The 16,820-nt window shown below is 46.8% G+C and carries 14 protein-coding genes; 13 read left to right on the top strand and 1 reads right to left on the bottom strand.

Annotated elements, in window-relative coordinates:
* Positions 1 to 5: 5 nt before the first annotated feature.
* From ACSYSL_RS02990 to adhP, 9 genes are all read left to right on the top strand, one after another.
* Positions 6 to 131, top strand: a complete 126-nt coding sequence (locus ACSYSL_RS02990; RefSeq protein WP_491709031.1) for a hypothetical protein — start codon at positions 6 to 8, stop codon at positions 129 to 131.
* 15 nt (positions 132 to 146) lie between these two features.
* The gene (locus ACSYSL_RS02985; protein WP_491709030.1) at positions 147 to 1,496 is read left to right on the top strand and encodes a BppU family phage baseplate upper protein; all 1,350 of its coding nucleotides are present in this window, start codon (positions 147 to 149) and stop codon (positions 1,494 to 1,496) included.
* An 11-nt stretch (positions 1,497 to 1,507) separates the two neighbouring features.
* Positions 1,508 to 1,825, top strand: a complete 318-nt coding sequence (locus ACSYSL_RS02980; RefSeq protein ID WP_491709029.1) for a hypothetical protein — start codon at positions 1,508 to 1,510, stop codon at positions 1,823 to 1,825.
* Complete coding sequence (locus tag ACSYSL_RS02975; RefSeq protein ID WP_491709028.1) at positions 1,825 to 1,956, top strand: XkdX family protein; 132 nt, start codon at positions 1,825 to 1,827, stop codon at positions 1,954 to 1,956. Before ACSYSL_RS02980 ends, ACSYSL_RS02975 begins: the two co-directional genes overlap by 1 nt.
* A gap of 14 nt (positions 1,957 to 1,970) precedes the next feature.
* The gene (locus ACSYSL_RS02970) at positions 1,971 to 2,246 is read left to right on the top strand and encodes a hypothetical protein (protein ID WP_491709027.1); all 276 of its coding nucleotides are present in this window, start codon (positions 1,971 to 1,973) and stop codon (positions 2,244 to 2,246) included.
* 37 nt (positions 2,247 to 2,283) lie between these two features.
* Positions 2,284 to 2,595 carry a phage holin gene (locus ACSYSL_RS02965; RefSeq protein WP_491709026.1) on the top strand — a complete coding sequence of 104 codons (312 nt, stop codon included), beginning with the start codon at positions 2,284 to 2,286 and terminating at the stop codon, positions 2,593 to 2,595.
* Between the two features lie 11 nt (positions 2,596 to 2,606).
* A complete protein-coding gene (locus tag ACSYSL_RS02960; protein WP_491709025.1) occupies positions 2,607 to 3,515 on the top strand; it encodes a peptidoglycan recognition protein family protein in 909 nt (302 codons plus the stop codon).
* An 888-nt stretch (positions 3,516 to 4,403) separates the two neighbouring features.
* Positions 4,404 to 5,399, top strand: coding sequence for a DNA polymerase III subunit delta (gene holA / locus ACSYSL_RS02955; protein WP_491709024.1), 996 nt, complete (start codon positions 4,404 to 4,406; stop codon positions 5,397 to 5,399).
* 92 nt (positions 5,400 to 5,491) lie between these two features.
* Positions 5,492 to 6,514 carry an alcohol dehydrogenase AdhP gene (gene adhP, locus ACSYSL_RS02950; protein ID WP_491709023.1) on the top strand — a complete coding sequence of 341 codons (1,023 nt, stop codon included), beginning with the start codon at positions 5,492 to 5,494 and terminating at the stop codon, positions 6,512 to 6,514.
* A gap of 61 nt (positions 6,515 to 6,575) precedes the next feature.
* On the opposite strand, the gene ACSYSL_RS02945 is transcribed toward adhP, so the two are convergent.
* Positions 6,576 to 7,535, bottom strand: coding sequence for a Dyp-type peroxidase (locus ACSYSL_RS02945; RefSeq protein WP_491709022.1), 960 nt, complete (start codon positions 7,533 to 7,535; stop codon positions 6,576 to 6,578).
* A gap of 170 nt (positions 7,536 to 7,705) precedes the next feature.
* On the opposite strand from ACSYSL_RS02945, the gene recX reads away from it, so the two are divergent.
* The 4 genes from recX to addA all read left to right on the top strand — a co-directional run bounded on the left by recX (position 7,706) and on the right by addA (position 16,794).
* The gene (gene recX / locus ACSYSL_RS02940; protein WP_248657084.1) at positions 7,706 to 8,503 is read left to right on the top strand and encodes a recombination regulator RecX; all 798 of its coding nucleotides are present in this window, start codon (positions 7,706 to 7,708) and stop codon (positions 8,501 to 8,503) included.
* 147 nt (positions 8,504 to 8,650) lie between these two features.
* Positions 8,651 to 9,220 (top strand): nucleoside tri-diphosphate phosphatase, encoded by a 570-nt coding sequence (ntdP, locus tag ACSYSL_RS02935; RefSeq protein ID WP_010017830.1) that lies wholly within the window; start codon positions 8,651 to 8,653, stop codon positions 9,218 to 9,220.
* A 121-nt stretch (positions 9,221 to 9,341) separates the two neighbouring features.
* Entirely contained in the window at positions 9,342 to 12,971 is a 3,630-nt protein-coding gene (locus ACSYSL_RS02930) for a PD-(D/E)XK nuclease family protein (protein WP_491709021.1), read from the top strand.
* Complete coding sequence (gene addA, locus ACSYSL_RS02925; RefSeq protein WP_491709020.1) at positions 12,964 to 16,794, top strand: helicase-exonuclease AddAB subunit AddA; 3,831 nt, start codon at positions 12,964 to 12,966, stop codon at positions 16,792 to 16,794. Before ACSYSL_RS02930 ends, addA begins: the two co-directional genes overlap by 8 nt.
* Positions 16,795 to 16,820: the final 26 nt, after the last annotated feature.

The following is a 16,820-nucleotide window of genomic DNA, read 5'->3' as shown; positions in this document are numbered from 1 at the left end:
GCGTGATGAAAAAGATTGGCAACGGTTTTGATCAGGAGTTCAGGAACGACTTGAACGAAAATTTTGATGAAACTGACAAACGATTAACTAATATTGAACAAAAGCTCAAGGATTTGGGTTTTTATGATTAGACGAAAGGAGAACTAATGGTGAAGCAATTTGTTGAACTAAATACCGATTTAGACTTCAACGGAACAACCTATGTTCCAGAGCTTAACGGTCGTCAGGGAGACAATAATCGAGAGGTTTATTTCTTCATTAAGAAGGGTGTACGACCTTTTGACTTGTCGGACAAGACGGTCACATTATTCATGAAAGATGCCGTTGGGGGTGTCAAGACAGCATCAACGATTAACGACCGAGCAGGGATCACTGCAGGTCGTTTTTCTTTGCTCATTCCAAAAGAGTTCTATCAGGCAGAAGGCGATACGCAAGAATCATTCTTGCAGATTAAAAAGGACGATACCGTCCTAACTACTATCCCACTTGCATTTAAGGTTATTGCCAACGGAATGAGTGTTACGCAATCTCAATCGACCGTTTACATTAACAGTGTCCAAAAAATCTTGAATGATTTAGCACCAAGAATTGAATCAACAACTGCTGGTGTTGAAGCTAACCAAAATGCGATGAGGGCGCTGACAGCAAATATTGATGCACTTAATCAGGCATACAATATTGACTTGTTGGCTAAAAAAACCAAAGATAATGAATTTACTGGGAAAAACACGTTTTCTGACGTTGATATTAATGGAAAGCTAACTGTTAATAACTCTGTTGTGATGGAAAAATCAGTTGAAACCAATGGAGATATTGACACTAACGGCAAATTCACAGGTCATCAGAAATCGTATTTTTTGAATGGTTTAGCCATTAATGGCGGAGGTATCTTCGTTAAAGATGGTTCTAACTTGACTGGTGACAACTTTTTAGACAATGCAACCATTTCTAGTTACCTAACCGTTAAAGGTAATCAGGAATTGAAAGGTCATGCGAATGTCATGTCCGGCATATATGTCGAAGGTGGAATCAACTCAAAAGATAATGTTGATATTTATGGAAAAACAGTAACCCACGGGGAAACTGTGATTGATGGCAAGATTGATTTTAACAAAGACCTCAATACCCATTCAGACGTTAATATTTTTGGAAACGTCAATATGACAAAAGTTCGAGAGGCTGATATTTACGACAACGGTCTTAACGGGCACCTTGCTCGAGTCGGTAATGTAGTTATGATTCGGATGTATGGGGGAATTTTGTTTGACCACCCCTCCTTTACTAAATTACTTTGGGATATTCCTGTTGGTTTCCGTCCTGTTGCTGAAACTGATCTGCTGGCTTCTGTTGGATTCTCAAAAGGTTTAATTAAGATTTTCCCAGATGGTTCAGCTTGGAATATTGACACTACTTTCAAGGTGGCGGACAACAATGGCGGTGATGGTGTTCCATTCGGGTTCGGTTGCTGGGTAACAACTGACGGATTCCCAGCTTAAAGGAGGATAACATGGCACAAAATACGTATTTTGCATACGAACCAAACACAGGACACTTCTTGCGAGCAATATTCGCTGAAAAGTGTCCGGAAAACGCAACTGAACTTGAACCAAAGGGACTGATTGACCCAGTATTCAACACTGCCACCGGTAAATGGGAAGGCGATTTGATTGCTGACAAGATTGCCAAGGCAGAAAAATTGGCAGCAACGAGTGTTGACCCTTACCAGCAACGATTAGCTAACATCTCGCAAGTTTTCATGTCAAAAATTGCACAGCAAGACGTGAAAATTGACCAACTGACCGCACAGCTAAAAGGGGGTAACTAATGTTCGATATTTTGAAAGACTGGTATGGCATGGGGCTTACTACCGCTGACGATTTAGTTGGTTGGGTCAAAGGTGGATATATCACCCAGTATGACTACAAAACAATTACCGGCAAGGAATACACGGCTTAGAAAGGAGGTGGCTAGTGACACCACATACATTAGAAGATTGGGGTGTTTTGATTGGAATCGGCGGTGCGATTATGTCGTTGATTGGTTGGTACATGAAGAAAGCGTTTAGCGATCCACTTTCTAACCAAATGGCTTTGTTATCTAGTACCATTCAAGGACTTGACCGAACCATGCAAAAGACGCAGAACGACGTTGATAAGCTTTCTGACACTGTTGCCGACCACGAAAAGCGGTTGTTTTCAGCAGAAAAGGAAGTCTTGCGATTAGAACAAGACAAGGTAAATCATTAACAGACGACTTCGGTCGTCTTTTTTATTGGAGGAAATTATGAACGCACTAGAATACTTGGGGTTGGCTGTTACGGCAATTGCAATGTTTGGCACCTATGAGCATAGGGTAATTAAGTATTACCGTTCCAAGACTAAGAACGAAAATGTACAGCTTTTGCTAACGTGGGCTGACCAGGCTGTTACTTTTGCAGAAGGGAGCGCCTTAGCTGGTTCGCAAAAGAAGAAAGAGGCAATTGGCTTTGTTTCACAACGGTTAGTTGCTAATAAGCTCACCGGTAAGTTTTCAGACGAACAAATTTCAGCAGTGATTGAACAAGCAGTGGCACAGTTGAACGCCACAAACAAATAGGAGGAGCACACATGACAGTTTCAGGATTAGCAACACCGTACGGATTCCAAGACTTTCCAAACTATACAGAAGGTCGTAGCGCAGCAATTGATAAAATTGTTATTCACCACATGGCGACAACAGACTATGACTCCGTTCCGGGTATCTGGAAGACACGGGAAGCTTCGGCACACTATGGTATTGGACAGAACGGACAAATTCGTGCCTACGTTGATGAAGATAACACAGCATGGCATGCTGGACAGTGGTCGGCTAACTCATCTTCAATTGGGATTGAACACGCTAACACAACGGGTGCCCCCGACTGGGGTATTGCGCAGGCAACCATTGACGCATCGGCTAAACTGGTTGCAGATATTGCCCAGCGTTATGGATTTGGCAAGGTCGTACCTTACAAGAACTTGTTTCCACACTCCGAGTTTTACGGAACGGCTTGCCCAGGACAATTGAAGGCTAAGTTGCAAGAAATTGCGGACAAGGCTAATGACATCATGGCCGGTGGGAATGGCAACGTATCAACACAGGCGGCACCAGAATCAGTGCAAACGCCACAGGAAGATAACCGTTCGGAAGCGATTAAGGAGTTCCAAGACAAGTGGAAGAACCGCTGGGCATTACGTGAACCGTTCCGAATTCGTACTTGTGAGATGCAGTACGGTATGTACCAGGTATTAACTGATGATTTGAACGTTGAACCTAATTCATGGTTCTACAATGGTATTCCTACTAAGTTGCTTGAAGACTTATCTGATCCACAAGGGCGATCATTTGAAGATGGTGCAATGGTTCGCTTTAAGGATGATGTCAACTTTGGAACGATTGATTCCTATGACACGAACACTAATTCAATTGGTATTTTGTTCACTGGATATCCAGACATGATTTGGTTTGATGCAGATAAGTTTTTGGCACATGCTTAAAAACCTTAAGTAAATTTTCGATGATTTTTTACTTAAGAAATGGGGCTTATGCCCTGTACATATATGTTAAAATTAAGAAGTGCTCGTTAATGCGAGCTGCTAATTACAGGCTCACCTTATGGTGGGTCTTTTTTGATTATTGTAATTAACCCATGCCATTCGGGGTGTGCATAAAAGTATTTATCTGATAATATATTTAGTAACCGAGTCAGCCAAGCCTCCTTCGAAAGAAGTGCTAAAATGGGCTGGCCTTTTACTTTCTGCCAGAAGTGGCAGAACTGCGGTCACCTAAACGCCCTAGATTGAACCTAGGCCGACATAGAGGAATAACGGAACATTACGCCCTAAGTTGAACATAGACCGTTCCCCATTAGTGGGGAAAAATTGATGGTGGTACATGCAAAAATTATATCTCGATTAGTTAAATCATATGCAGCCAATCAACAAGATGAAGTGCTAAAAGATGTTGATGTTTTGCGACGTGATTACAATTTGAACGTAAACGTGTACAATTAAATCTATCGTTATCATAGCAACTCCTAAAATAAAAAAGCACCCTGACCTTAATTGGTTAGGGTGTTTTTTGTGCTTAGGAGTGTCACCAAAGTGTCACTTTGTTGTTAAAATTTATACTATTTTCTATTAATTTATACAAAGTTATAAATTATATAAGTGAATATAAAAAATAACAAAATGCTGATTTAGCAACGTTTTTGACGTTTTTTTCTGTTTCATATTCAAATCGTCTTAATACTCGTTATGGGCATCCGCATCAGGAAGTTTTGGATGTTGCCAATCATGAAAGGATGATTGTCTACAGTACACAGGTTCAGGGTATGCTAAGATATGTTTATCAGAAAAATCAGGGACATTTCGAGGTATCGCGTCATGACATTACAAAATCTAAAGGGACAAATTGAGCACGAAGCGTTGCCGGACTCCTATTTGGTAACTGGTGATGAACCGGCCTTACTTGAAAAAGCCAAGCGTTTGTTTGCCTCGATTATCCCAGTTGAAGACCAGGAAATGAATTTCTCTTCCTATGATTTTGCAACAGCTGGACTTGATGATGTGCTGGCTGATTTAACGGCACCGCCATTTTTTGGGAACCACCGGGTGGTCATGGTGACTAATCCGACTTTTCTAGCTGGGGGAGCAAAGTTATCGGAAGGGCAGGAACAAGCCTTGTCCACTATACTGGATCAGCCAGTTCCTGGTAATTTGCTCGTGATTTTTGCCGCTGATTTAAAGTTAGATAAACGTAAAAAATTAACCAAAAAGATTTTAAAACAGGCTGAACCATTAGATTTGCAACGCCTAAATGAACGACAAGTGCGCCAAGCTGTTCAGCAACTGTTAACTCAGCGTGCTTTTCAAATTGAGCCAGACGCGGAGCAGGAATTGCTACTTCGGACACAAGCTTCGTACAGCCGTGTTTTACAGGAACTACCAAAATTGCTTGCCTATGCAGCTGATAGTCGCAAAATTACGAGGCAGGCGGTGAACGATTTGGTTGTCAAAGAGTCAACGGCCCAGGCTTTTGATTTGGCCGACCTTGTTTTAAAGGGGAAGCGGCAAGCGGCGATTGAAACCTACCACGACTTGGTCAAAAACGGGGAGGCCCCCCTTCGCTTGAACGCCCTGCTACTGGGCCAGTTCCGCCTACTTCTTCAAGTCGCCTCTTTGTCAGGTTCAGATGCGGATGCTGGTAAGACTTTGGGTGTTCATCCATTCCGGGTGAAGTTAGCGCGGCAGTCGTTGCGAAACTACCCATTGGGAAAGATTCGTGAGGGTTTTTTAAAGATTTTGGATATGGAAATTCAAATGAAGTCGAAGCAAGTTGACCCACTCTTTTTATTTGAGCAGTTCATGGTGAATTTTTAATGAGCTGCTTTTTTTATTAGCTTTTTTTGATGAAAGATATGGTAAAATGATTATGTGAAATAATAAACAATCAATATAACAGGAGGCAGCTTATGAAAGCAGCAGTTGTACGAAACACCCCAGATGGTTATGCCGATATTGTGGAGAAGACACTCCGTCCGATTAAGGCAAATGAAGCGTTGTTAGACATGGAGTACTGTGGTGTCTGTCATACCGACTTACACGTGGCAGCTGGTGATTATGGTAATAAGGCAGGAACCGTTTTAGGCCATGAAGGCATCGGTATCGTCAAGGAAATCGGTCAGGATGTGACTTCGCTTAAGGTGGGGGATCGGGTTTCAGTTGCTTGGTTCTTTGAAGGATGTGGGCACTGTGAGTACTGTGTTTCCGGAAACGAAACCTTTTGTCGTGAGGTAAAGAACGCTGGGTACACGGTTGACGGCGGAATGGCTGAACAGGCCATTGTCACGGCCGACTATGCTGTCAAGGTGCCAGAGGGCTTAGATCCCGTTGAAGCTAGTTCGATCACTTGTGCAGGTGTCACGACTTATAAGGCTATTAAAGTCTCGGGCGTTCAGCCGGGTGAATGGCAGGTTATTTTTGGCGCAGGTGGATTAGGTAACCTGGCCATTCAGTACGCTAAAAACGTTTTTAACGCCAAAGTCATTGTGGTGGACATTAATGACGATAAGTTGGCCTTAGCGAAGAAAATTGGGGCTGATATTACCATTAATTCCAAGCAGGTCGATCCAGTAGCCGAAATTAAGAAGGCAACTGGCGGATTGGGGGCCCAAAGCTCGATTGTGACTGCCGTGGCTCGAATTGCCTTTGAACAGGCCGTTCAGTGCTTGAAACCAATGGGTAAGATGGTCGCCGTGGCCTTACCTAATTCAGAAATGAACCTATCGATTCCTTCCTTAGTGTTTGATGGGATTGAAGTAGCCGGTTCATTGGTTGGGACGCGACTGGATTTGGCGGAAGCCTTTCAATTTGGGGCGGAGGGTAAAGTGAAGCCAATTGTGGCCACTCGCCGTCTTGAAGAAGTCAACGATATCATTGATGAAATGAAGGCCGGTAAAATTGAAGGCCGCATGGTTATTGATTTCACAAAATAAATAAAAAGCCGTTCTCCAGAGTAAGTTTCGGAGAACGGTTTTTGAATGGTTTGAATTGACTTTAGTTAAACTCGCCATCTGCGATTTGTGCGAGCGTTTCGCGTGATGGGATGAAGAAGAGTTGACCAGTTAAAATGTCTGAAAAAGTCAACAAAAAGTCCGATTGGTCCAGCATGTTGATCAGCATGCCCTTCGTCACGTGCCAGTAGCGGGAATACCCCATGAAGTAGGTTCCCGTAACACCAGTGGCAGGGTCAGAGTAGGGAACGTTCATGCGAATAATCTTTTGTTCTTCGCCGTTTTCATCATATTGGGAGGCCACGTTGTGGGCGTTTTGATACTTATCTTCGTCTTCCAATTCCAAGTCGGTGAACTTCTCACGTCCAACGGCTTTTTCTTGGTGTTCAGTCTTCATCTTGTTCCAGAAGTCCATGTCGTGACGCCACTTCTGTGCAAAGGCGTAAGAACCGTTTTCATAATCAGGGTCTTCGTCACCAATGATGGCGTACGGTGCGGCATCTTCAGCGGCCGGTGCTTCTGTTCCATCGATAAAGCCGATAATGGCCCGTCCCTCGAAGTAACGGAAACCTTGGGTCGAATCCAAAACCTCGGTGTATTCCTTCAAGAACTTCATGAATTGCGTTTGGCATTCGACGATGATAGCCTGGTTATTGGCGCGAATGTGGAAGAAAAGGTCGCCTTCAGTTGCCGGCATTTCATACTTTGGCCCTTTTAAAGTCTCGTAGGTTTCCAATTCCTTTGGCTTCGTCGTGTTCGGGAACAAGATATCCCAAGCATGGTTAGAAACGCCAATGGCAACCTTCAATTGGGAGGGGGTGCCATCGTTTTGACCATCGCGAATCCGCAACGAGCGGATGATGGCTTGAGAACGATCAGCGAAGGCTTCAAACACTTCCTTTAATTCTTCGGCGGGCAAATCTTTGAATTTCAAGACAGTAAATTGGACGCTTTGTCCAATATCTTTCCAGACATCTTGAGCGACTGCTGGATTGATTGGCATGGTGTAGTTCCTCACTTCATTTTGATTAATAATGGTATTATAGCGTATTTTTAGAGAACGATATTGCTTAATTAGAGTCATTGTTAACTAGTCTAATTTAATATAACAATTTAGAATGAACGGATAGTGTGTGACTTTTCCTTTTGGCCTCACTCCGCTACAATAAAGGCATGGCAAAAATTACGAAAATTTCGACTCAAAAAAGAGCCGGTCGTTACAATCTGGAATTAGATGGTCGTTTTGCCTTTGGTATTTCGGAAAACGTCTTGGCGAAGTTTGGCCTGATGAAGGGGCGGGAACTGAGCCAAGAAGAAGTTGAGCGTATCAAGGCGGCGGATTTAGTGGATCAAGGGTTAAAAGTCGCGCTCAACTATCTATCACCAGCGTTGCGAACCAAAAAGCAGGTGGCCGAACGTCTGAAGAGTAAGGACATCAAAGAAACGGTCATCGATCAAGTGATTGCTTACCTCGTCAATCAGCAGCTCTTAGACGACGGAACTTATGCCAAGGCCTACGTGAACACAAAGCAGCTTTTTTCGCCAAAAGGGCCCCGTGTTATCGCCATGGAGTTAAAGCGGGCTGGGGTAGCGGATGCGTTAATCGAAGAAGCTTTGCTCAACTACGCCGAGGAAGATCAGTTGGCCGTTGCGGTTAAAATGGCGGAAAAAATAGCAAAGAGTCATAAACGAGATTCGAACCGCATTCGGCAACAAAAAACCGCCCAGGCGCTCGTGCAAAAGGGGTTTTCTTTTGACATTGCCAGCCAGGCCATTCATCAGATTGACCTATCCCAAGATGACGAGGATGAACGAGCCAACGCTAGCCGTGAAGCTGAAAAAGTCCTGCGCCGCCAACGGACTGGCACGGCCAAAGAACGTTACTACAAGGTGAAAGCCAAGTTATATAGTAAGGGTTTTTCGGGTGAAACAATCGAGGAAGTGCTAGAAAACATGGCGTTTGAGGATTAGCTCTTACCAACCTTAGCGCATCATCAGTCTAATCCATGGTTCACCCTTAACTAGCGAGTCGGAGCGACTTTCATAAACTTTAATCGAAATATTTTTAAAATATGATATAATCGGAAAGGAATTTTTTGTCAGAAAAGTGGGACGAGCATGATTGTTGATAAACCGAGTCGCGGGCCACGCGAAGGGGATGTCATCACGATCAAAAGCTACAAGCATGACGGCTCGTTGCATCGGACATGGCGTGACACCATGGTGTTAAAGACCAGTGAGAATGCCATCATTGGATTAAATGACCATACTTTGGTGACAGAAGATAACGGCCGGCGTTGGGTGACCCGCGAACCGGCCATTGTGTACTTTCATAAAAAGTACTGGTTTAATATTATTGCGATGATTCGCGATAACGGGGTTTCCTACTACTGCAATCTGGCTTCTCCCTACACATTAGATAAAGAGGCGCTCAAGTACATTGATTATGACTTGGACGTCAAAGTCTTTCCAGACGGCGAGAAGCACCTGCTGGACGCGGATGAATACGCGACCCACAGTAAGAAATGGCACTACCCTAAAGAGGTAGACCAAATCTTGAAGGCCCACGTTAAAATTTTGGTCGATTGGATTGACCATGAAAAGGGGCCTTTTTCAAAAGGATATGTGGATGTTTGGTATTCCCGTTACCAATACTTGATGCAACAGCGGTTGAATGATCGTCGTTGACCAAATCGAAAGCCCGGTTAATGACCGGGCTTTTTTTATTGATTAAAAGTCTTGCACTTCAATTATAAATTCGCCACAATGAAACTAACTAGACAAGAGTAAGCAGGTAAAGGGTGATAACATGACCGTGACTATCAACATCGCACCTGGGCAAGTGGACAGCCGGGCCCACTTTGTTAAGGAGATTAAAAAATCAATACAAAAAGGCGAAAAACGTCGAATTTTTTATCTTGTTCCCAACCACGTCAAGTTTGACGGTGAAGTGGATGTGTTGTCACGGTTGGCCAGAGAGAATGGCTTAGCGAAGACAGCTTCCTATGCCCAATCGCAGGTTCAGGTTTATTCGTTGTCGCGTTTGGCTTGGCGTCTGCTAGAAGACGAGGGCTTGACCCAACCACCAATCATTGGGGCGGCTGGGCTTTTTGTCATGATTTCAGAAATTTTAGCAGAAGAGAAGGCATCCTTACCGATTTTTGCCCGGATGGCAGCCAAGAAGGGCTTTGTCGAAAAATTAGTGGCTCAGCTAACGGAACTGAGGGCATCCAGGGTAACACCCGAAGACCTGTTGAATATCGTAAATCAACTGGACACGTCCTCGGAGCAGCAGGCACTCACGGCCAACGCCTTGCAGCAGAAGTTGCGCGATTTGTCGGTTGTGGCCGATGACTTTAACAGTCGCATCGATGGGCAATATCTGTTGGCTCAGGAAGTGCTGCCATATTTTGTGGTCCAAATGGCTGACGCTGATTTGTCCGACGCGGTTTTCTACTTTGACGGCTTCACCGGTTTTACGGCGGCCGAGTGGTCGGTGGTGAAGTTGTTGGTGGACAAAGCCGAAGTGCATGTAGCTTTGCTGGGGGATGTAGATGCTCAGGATCCGTTAAAAAGTCTGAGTGCGGGTTCCGTCTTTGAAAAGCCATTGGAAACCGCCCGGACGATTCAAAAGCTCGCAAAAACTAGCAAAAAAGAGCTTCAAATTACTGTTCTGGATGAAGGGGACGCAAGCGTGCAGCCGAACACCCGGACGCATTTGCTGCGTGCCTGGGAAAAATTAGGCGCTTACCAGCCCTATGAAGCCAATGCCGATGAGCAGCGGAACACCCAGTTAAAGGCCTTTGTTGCGGCGAACGCCGTAACCGAACTGGAAGAAGTCGCACGTCGAATTCGGGAAGATTTACGGTTAAATCCGGGATTGCACCTGCGTGACATTTTGGTTTTGGCCCGGGATTTGGGGCCTTACAGTCAGCATTTGCCAGCCGTGATGGCGGACTTTGACCTCGCTTACTTTTTGGATAACGACGTGAAGATGGGGAACCATCCCCTCGTCGAACTAACGACCACACTGTTAGACAATCCAGGTAGGCTCTATCAGAAAGATAAGATTTTGACCATCTTGAAAACCGGCTACCTGCGGCCGATAGTTAACGGCCAGCTGATGGACGATGAACCCTATTTTGAGATGGTGGCACAGTTGGAAAATTACCTCGACGGTCACCGGGTATCGAAGCGACTTTGGCAGGATGATTCGAAGGGCTTCGTGCTCTTTGACCTGCCAGTTGATGAGGAGTCGGCGGCTCAGCGTCAAGATGATCAAGTGAACCAGAACATCAGTCGGTTAAAAGTCTTTGTCCACCAGCTCCTTGATGAATTGGCGGAACGGTTCGAAGGCGCTGAAAATATTGAAGCAGCTGCCCGCCGGTTGATGGACTTTTTGCAAGAACGACGGCTGCCAGAAGCCGTGTTAAACCAGCGTGACCAGTTGGTTGCTGCTGATCAACTGATTAAGTCACAACAGGTGGAAGAAGTCTGGCAATTATTTGTGAACATTTTGGACCAATTAGTTCAAGTTGCCGGCGAACGGCCTTTTTCTCGACAAACTTTCTTGCAGGGACTGCAGGCCGGCTTTGCTGGGGGAACTTTTTCAGGCATTCCCAACCAATTGGACCAGTTGACCATTTCGGAAGCGGGGATTGTTCAGAGTCAGCAGTACAAAAAGCTGTACTTTATTGGGGCAACCCGCTCCGCGCTGCCGGCGCAAGTTAACAATAAGTCGCTGCTTTCTGACCAGGACCGGCTACTTGTCCAACCTGCTTTGGCTGAACAAGAGGAACCACGCTACTTGCAAGAAACGGCGAAGCAACAAATGGGGACAGAAAACCTAGTCTTTTACAACGCCCTGCAAGCGGCGAGTGACGGCGTGACCATTTCCTATCCCTTACTTGACCAAGACGGGAACGTGAACGAAGCCTCTCCATACCTGACCAGGTTAACCAATGCCTTTGACCAGGAGATTGAACCGGTGGCCGCTTCAGCGAAGAACGAGGCGGAGCTGGCGACCCGCTACGCTGGTACTGCTCAAGCGACTTTGTCACAGTTAGTGAAGTTACCAGAAATTGAACAAGAGGGGGTTGATTTTGCCCAGATTCGACAGGCGCTTAATGACGCAGGCTTTCAAGAACAGGCTGACCGCGTCTTGGCCAGTCGTCATTATGCCAACCAGCCGGAAAGGTTGACCATTGAGATGGCCAAGCGCCTTTTTCATGGACCGCTCGTCTTGTCGATTTCACAAGTGGAATCCTTTTACCGAAATCCCTACGAATACTTCTTACGTTATGGCCTTCGTTTGAAGGAGAAGCCAACGGTTGAAATCGATGCTCGAATTGAAGGGACGGTTTACCACGCGTTGTTTGAAAAAGCGGTGGACCAGGTCATCCAACAAAACGGCCGTCTGGCTGATTTGGATGATGGCAGTATTGAACGACAAGTTGAGGCCAGCCTCGATGCCTTGACGGCGGAAGTGGCCTTTTCAGAATTAACCGAAGAAGGCCAGGGACAAAGTCAGGCGCGCTTCATGAAGGAACGAGCCGTCAAGGTCTTGCAACAATTACGTGACGTTGCCCGCCTCAACAACCAATCCCGACCAACGCGTGTGGAGGCGCCCTTCGGCTTTCCAGGATCGGACCTACCAATGGTGACGGTTGGTCATGGGCCAGCTGCGGTTCATCTTCGTGGAAAAGTCGATCGCTTCGATTGTCAAGAGGATTCGGGTGACTTTGGAACGATTGTCGACTATAAGTTGAACGGTAAGAAGTTTGATTACCGTGATGCTGCCAATGGCTTGGAATTGCAACTGTTAACCTATTGGCAAGCAGTTAACGAAAACGCCAAAAAAATGGGCTTGGCAGAAAACGGACAAGTGGGGGGCGCGTTCTTTGCCCCCATCAACCAGCAAAAGATTAACTTTGCTGATTTCCATGGGGCCGTTGCTGAGCTCTTGGCGGGGCAGTTGCCTGCTCAAAAGCAACAGCTAGCCGGCTTGGCCCTGGCTGATGACGAGTACTTAGACGACTTGGACCGACTGGAGGCCTCTGATAAGTCAACCGCCTACAATTTGGCGCGCAAAAAAGACGGTCAGCTTACGGCTGCATCGGACACCATTGACAAGGGCGACCTTGAGTTATTGATGGCCCATAATCAGCGGTTGATCTTAGCGGCGGCTAGCAAAATTGCCACCGGTCATTTCGCTCTTTCGCCGGTCCAACAAAGTTTGCAGTATTCACCATACCAAGACGTGATGCGCTTTGACCGGGCCCTAGGGGACCGCTACCAAGAGCCGGATTACACGGGCGGGAAGAAACAGATTCTGGAACGACTCCGGCAAGAAAACGAAGCGATGGCTCCATCGGATGGTTTGACCGACGAGGGGCAGCAGAAACCAGAACAGCAAAGGGGAGGAAAGACCGATGCCTGAATTTACAGACAATCAGAAGAAAGCCATCACACATCAGGGACATAATATTCTGGTTTCTGCTTCGGCAGGTTCGGGAAAGACGACCGTCCTAATTGAACGGCTGATTCAGCGAATTATGGCTGGGACTGCCGTTGACCAGTTTCTTATCGTGACTTTTACCAGGGCGGCGGCTGGTGAAATGAAGGAACGGTTGGAAAAGGCGCTGACCGCCCGTTTACAGGATACGGATGACGCAACGATGCGTGCCTACCTGCAGGAACAGTTGGCCTTGTTGCCCACGGCAGCGGTGACCACCATTGATGGGTTTGCTTTGAAGCTTATCGAATCCTATTACTATACGATTGATTTGGATCCGGCCTTTCGCTTGGTTGCCGATAACGCGGAGGTGACGCTCTTTAAACAGCAGGTTTTAGATTCGCTTTTTGACGAACTATACGATGACAAGCATCCTGATCACTTAGCACTCATGGCGGCTGTTAACAACTTTGCTTCCGTTTCGCGCGATCAAAAGTTGAAAGACATCATTTTAAAGCTGGCTGACTTTGACGCTGCACGGCCCAAAGAGGATAACTGGCTGGACTCCCTTGCGGCGGGTGCGGATGAAAATCAGCCCCTCAATCAACAGCAAGCTTATCAAAGCTATTTAACCGATCAGGTTCGGCCAGCCGTCGTTGGGGCGCTGACGGAGTTACCGGAAGCGCTTTCCGCTGTCGAAGGAGAAGGCGATGAGAAAAAGTTCCAACAGGCCGCGACCGCCCTTTTGGAGCGGGAAGTCTATTTGAAGAACTTGTTGACTTTGTTGGACAATGACGCCCCTTATGAGGATTTACGAGCGGCAATCCAGCAGGATTTCACAGACAAATTTCCTAGCAGGTACACCGCAAAGATGTTGGAAAAGGACGAAAATGGTCCTGAAAAGGCAGCGCAACTCGAGTTGGCCCTCGCCTATAAGGACCGGCACTTTTCCGGTAAGACGGCCCCTTTGCAAAGTATGGCGGACGGCTTTTTCCGTCTCAGCGAAGCGCAGTGGCAAACGGTTAACGCCCGTGGGCAGCGCATCATAACGGATTTGGTCGCGCTAACCAAGGATTATTTGTCGGCATTAAAAGAAGCAAAGACGGCTGAAAACGTCCTCCATTTTTCAGATTTGGTCGTGCTGGCTCGTCAGATTTTGCAGGACAAGGACATTCAGCGGCTCGTGCAGTCGCAGTTTGCCGAAGTTATGGTGGACGAGTACCAGGATGTTAACCGCCTGCAGGAAGCCTTCTTAAAGGACATGTCGAACGGCCAAAACATGTACATGGTCGGTGATATTAAGCAGTCCATTTACGGTTTCCGGCAAGCGGCACCACAGCTTTTTGCTGGTAAGTACGAAGCCTTTGCCAAAGTCGATAACGAGGACGAACGAATTGAGTTGGCTGATAACTTTCGTTCCGAAAATAACGTGACCGAGGTCATCAACCAGATCTTCACTCAGATTATGGATGAGGAGTTGGGGGATGTGGCCTACCAAGGGTCGGCTAAGTTAGTTGCCAAGGCGGCCTTTCCAGAAGAGGTGCCGGCTATTTTCAACCTCGATTTATTGGCACTACCGAAGGTGAAACGATCTGAAGCGGCCAATGATGACGAGGATGAATCCGAAGAGGACGACCGCGATACCCGTGAAAAGACGTTGACCTACCTCTTGCAGCGGGTGCAGAACTTGGTGCGTGAGGGGCAGGTCTACGATCAAAAACAGGGCGTGATGCGTCCCGTTAATTATGGTGACATTGCGATTTTGACCCGTTCGAAAACGACTTATCCTGATTTGCTTCGATTAGCCAAGGAGGCTGGCATTCCCGTTCAATCCGAATCCGTCGGTAACTATTACCAGACGATGGAAGTGTATTTGGTGCTGGATCTCTTACGGGTGATTGACAACCCGCACCAAGATATTCCCTTGGCAGCAGTCCTGCGTTCGCCCATTTTCAGCTTTAAGGAAAACGAGCTCGCCGAGATTCGTCTGGCCGACGAACGGCACGATTTTTACAGCGCACTTCAAGCGGTCGCCAAGGAAAAAAGCAAAGCCGCTAAAGTCTTAGAACAACTGGCGAACTGGCGGATTTTTGCTCGCCAAAATGATTTGGTCGGCCTCATCTGGGCGATTTATCAAGACACGGGTTGGCTCGATTACGTCGCGGGACTACCCGGTGGTCCACAGCGGCAAGCAAACCTCCACGCCCTGTACCAGCGAGCGGCGACTTTTCAAGAAAACGGTCAATCTGGACTCTTCGCTTTTACGCGCTACATCGAAGAAGTGCAGAATTCCGGTGGCGACGTTGGTGAAGTGGCGCAGGAATCATCGCAATCGGCGGTATCCTTGATGACCATTCACAAGTCTAAGGGCTTGGAATTTCCAATTGTCTTACTACCAGATTTGGATAAGCCCTTTAATAAAATGGACAGTTCGGGTGATTTTATCCTGCATAAGGATGCGGGAATTGGTCTGAACTACCTGGAAGAAAACGCCCAGGTTAAAATACCAACGATTGGTAAGTATGCCGTAAAGCAGGCCTTGAAAAAGCAGGCCTGGTCAGAAGAAATGCGGTTATACTACGTGGCCCTTACCCGTGCTAAGCAACAGCTTTATTTGATTGGCCGAATCGATCCCTTGCAGGACAAGGCAACGAGAGAGCAGAGATTGTATCAAAACGCGTTACAATCAACTGCACAATTCCTGCCAGCAGCCGACCGGTTGACTGCCCAGTCCTATCTGGACTGGACCTTGCAATCCTTTGCCCGTTTGGAAAATGCCGATTTGGATGTCCTGTTCTTAGCGGACAAAAGTCGCGAGCGTCAGTGGCTAGGAGCAGAGACGAACCGCAAGGGCCAAGTCCAAGTCCGCTATGTGCCGGAAGAAACGCTGCCAAATAAGAATGGCTTGGTAAGCCCTGCTGCTCAAATGAACCGACAAGAAGAGCCGCATGAATCGGCCGCTGAACAGCCTATCGACCAGGCGCTCCTGGTTGAAAAATTGAGTTATCGTTATCCATACGAGCAGGCGACCCAGACGGCCGCTTACCAATCGGTATCAGAAATTAAGCAGCTCTTTGAAGACCCCGACCGCCCCTACTTAACCGATCTTTATCTGGATGAAGAGGGGCTGGCCATGTCCGCAAACGATGCTTTAGCTAAACAACCTGTTGACGAAAAAAGCGATGAAACGAAACAGAGCCAGAACTTGTTGAAGCAGGAATTGCCAATGCCTGCTTTCATGTCTGATGGCAAAGTCAAGCCGTCACCAACGGCGGTCGGAACGGCCACGCACTTGATGTTGCAGCTTTTGGACTTTAACCAGTGGCTGGAAGAAGCGGACTTAGAAAAGCTGTTGGCACAGTTGGTGGCGAGCGGGAAAATCGCAGCTGAAGTCGCACCGCTCGTGAATTTGAGTCAAATCATCGACTTTACACGATCGGACTTTGCCCAGACGATTGCACGCCACCAAAAGAGTCTAAAGCGTGAGGCGGCCTTTGCGATGGTCATTCCGGCAAAAAAGGTTTACCCAAATTTGCAGGATGAGCAGCCGATTTTGGTTCATGGAATTATCGATGGGTATTTTATCGATGAAAGTCAGAAAACAATTACTCTTTTCGATTACAAAACTGATTTCGTCCCCAAGCGTGCCGGCGACCGACAAAAGCAGGCCATTCGGCGCTTACAACGAAATTACCGTGGTCAGTTAAATCTCTATCGTCAGGCCCTGCAGGATGAGTACCCGGATTACCAGGTTTTGCCGGGGCGAATTGTTTCGCTATCAGCCAATCTTGTCCTCACGTTGGACTAGTCAACGGTGTTGCACTTTTGCTGAAA

The organism is Fructobacillus sp. ESL1129 (assembly GCF_058507945.1).
Note: the sequence above shows the minus strand (reverse complement) of the source record. Positions and strands in the feature narration are given on the sequence as shown.

Coding starts and splice junctions, on each gene's coding strand:
- ACSYSL_RS02990 (WP_491709031.1), top strand. CDS start 6: ATGAAAAAGATTGGCAACGGTTTTGATCAGGAGTTCAGGAACGACTTG.
- ACSYSL_RS02985 (WP_491709030.1), top strand. CDS start 147: ATGGTGAAGCAATTTGTTGAACTAAATACCGATTTAGACTTCAACGGA.
- ACSYSL_RS02980 (WP_491709029.1), top strand. CDS start 1,508: ATGGCACAAAATACGTATTTTGCATACGAACCAAACACAGGACACTTC.
- ACSYSL_RS02975 (WP_491709028.1), top strand. CDS start 1,825: ATGTTCGATATTTTGAAAGACTGGTATGGCATGGGGCTTACTACCGCT.
- ACSYSL_RS02965 (WP_491709026.1), top strand. CDS start 2,284: ATGAACGCACTAGAATACTTGGGGTTGGCTGTTACGGCAATTGCAATG.
- ACSYSL_RS02960 (WP_491709025.1), top strand. CDS start 2,607: ATGACAGTTTCAGGATTAGCAACACCGTACGGATTCCAAGACTTTCCA.
- holA (WP_491709024.1), top strand. CDS start 4,404: ATGACATTACAAAATCTAAAGGGACAAATTGAGCACGAAGCGTTGCCG.
- adhP (WP_491709023.1), top strand. CDS start 5,492: ATGAAAGCAGCAGTTGTACGAAACACCCCAGATGGTTATGCCGATATT.
- ACSYSL_RS02945 (WP_491709022.1), bottom strand. CDS start 7,535: ATGCCAATCAATCCAGCAGTCGCTCAAGATGTCTGGAAAGATATTGGA.
- recX (WP_248657084.1), top strand. CDS start 7,706: ATGGCAAAAATTACGAAAATTTCGACTCAAAAAAGAGCCGGTCGTTAC.
- ntdP (WP_010017830.1), top strand. CDS start 8,651: ATGATTGTTGATAAACCGAGTCGCGGGCCACGCGAAGGGGATGTCATC.
- ACSYSL_RS02930 (WP_491709021.1), top strand. CDS start 9,342: ATGACCGTGACTATCAACATCGCACCTGGGCAAGTGGACAGCCGGGCC.
- addA (WP_491709020.1), top strand. CDS start 12,964: ATGCCTGAATTTACAGACAATCAGAAGAAAGCCATCACACATCAGGGA.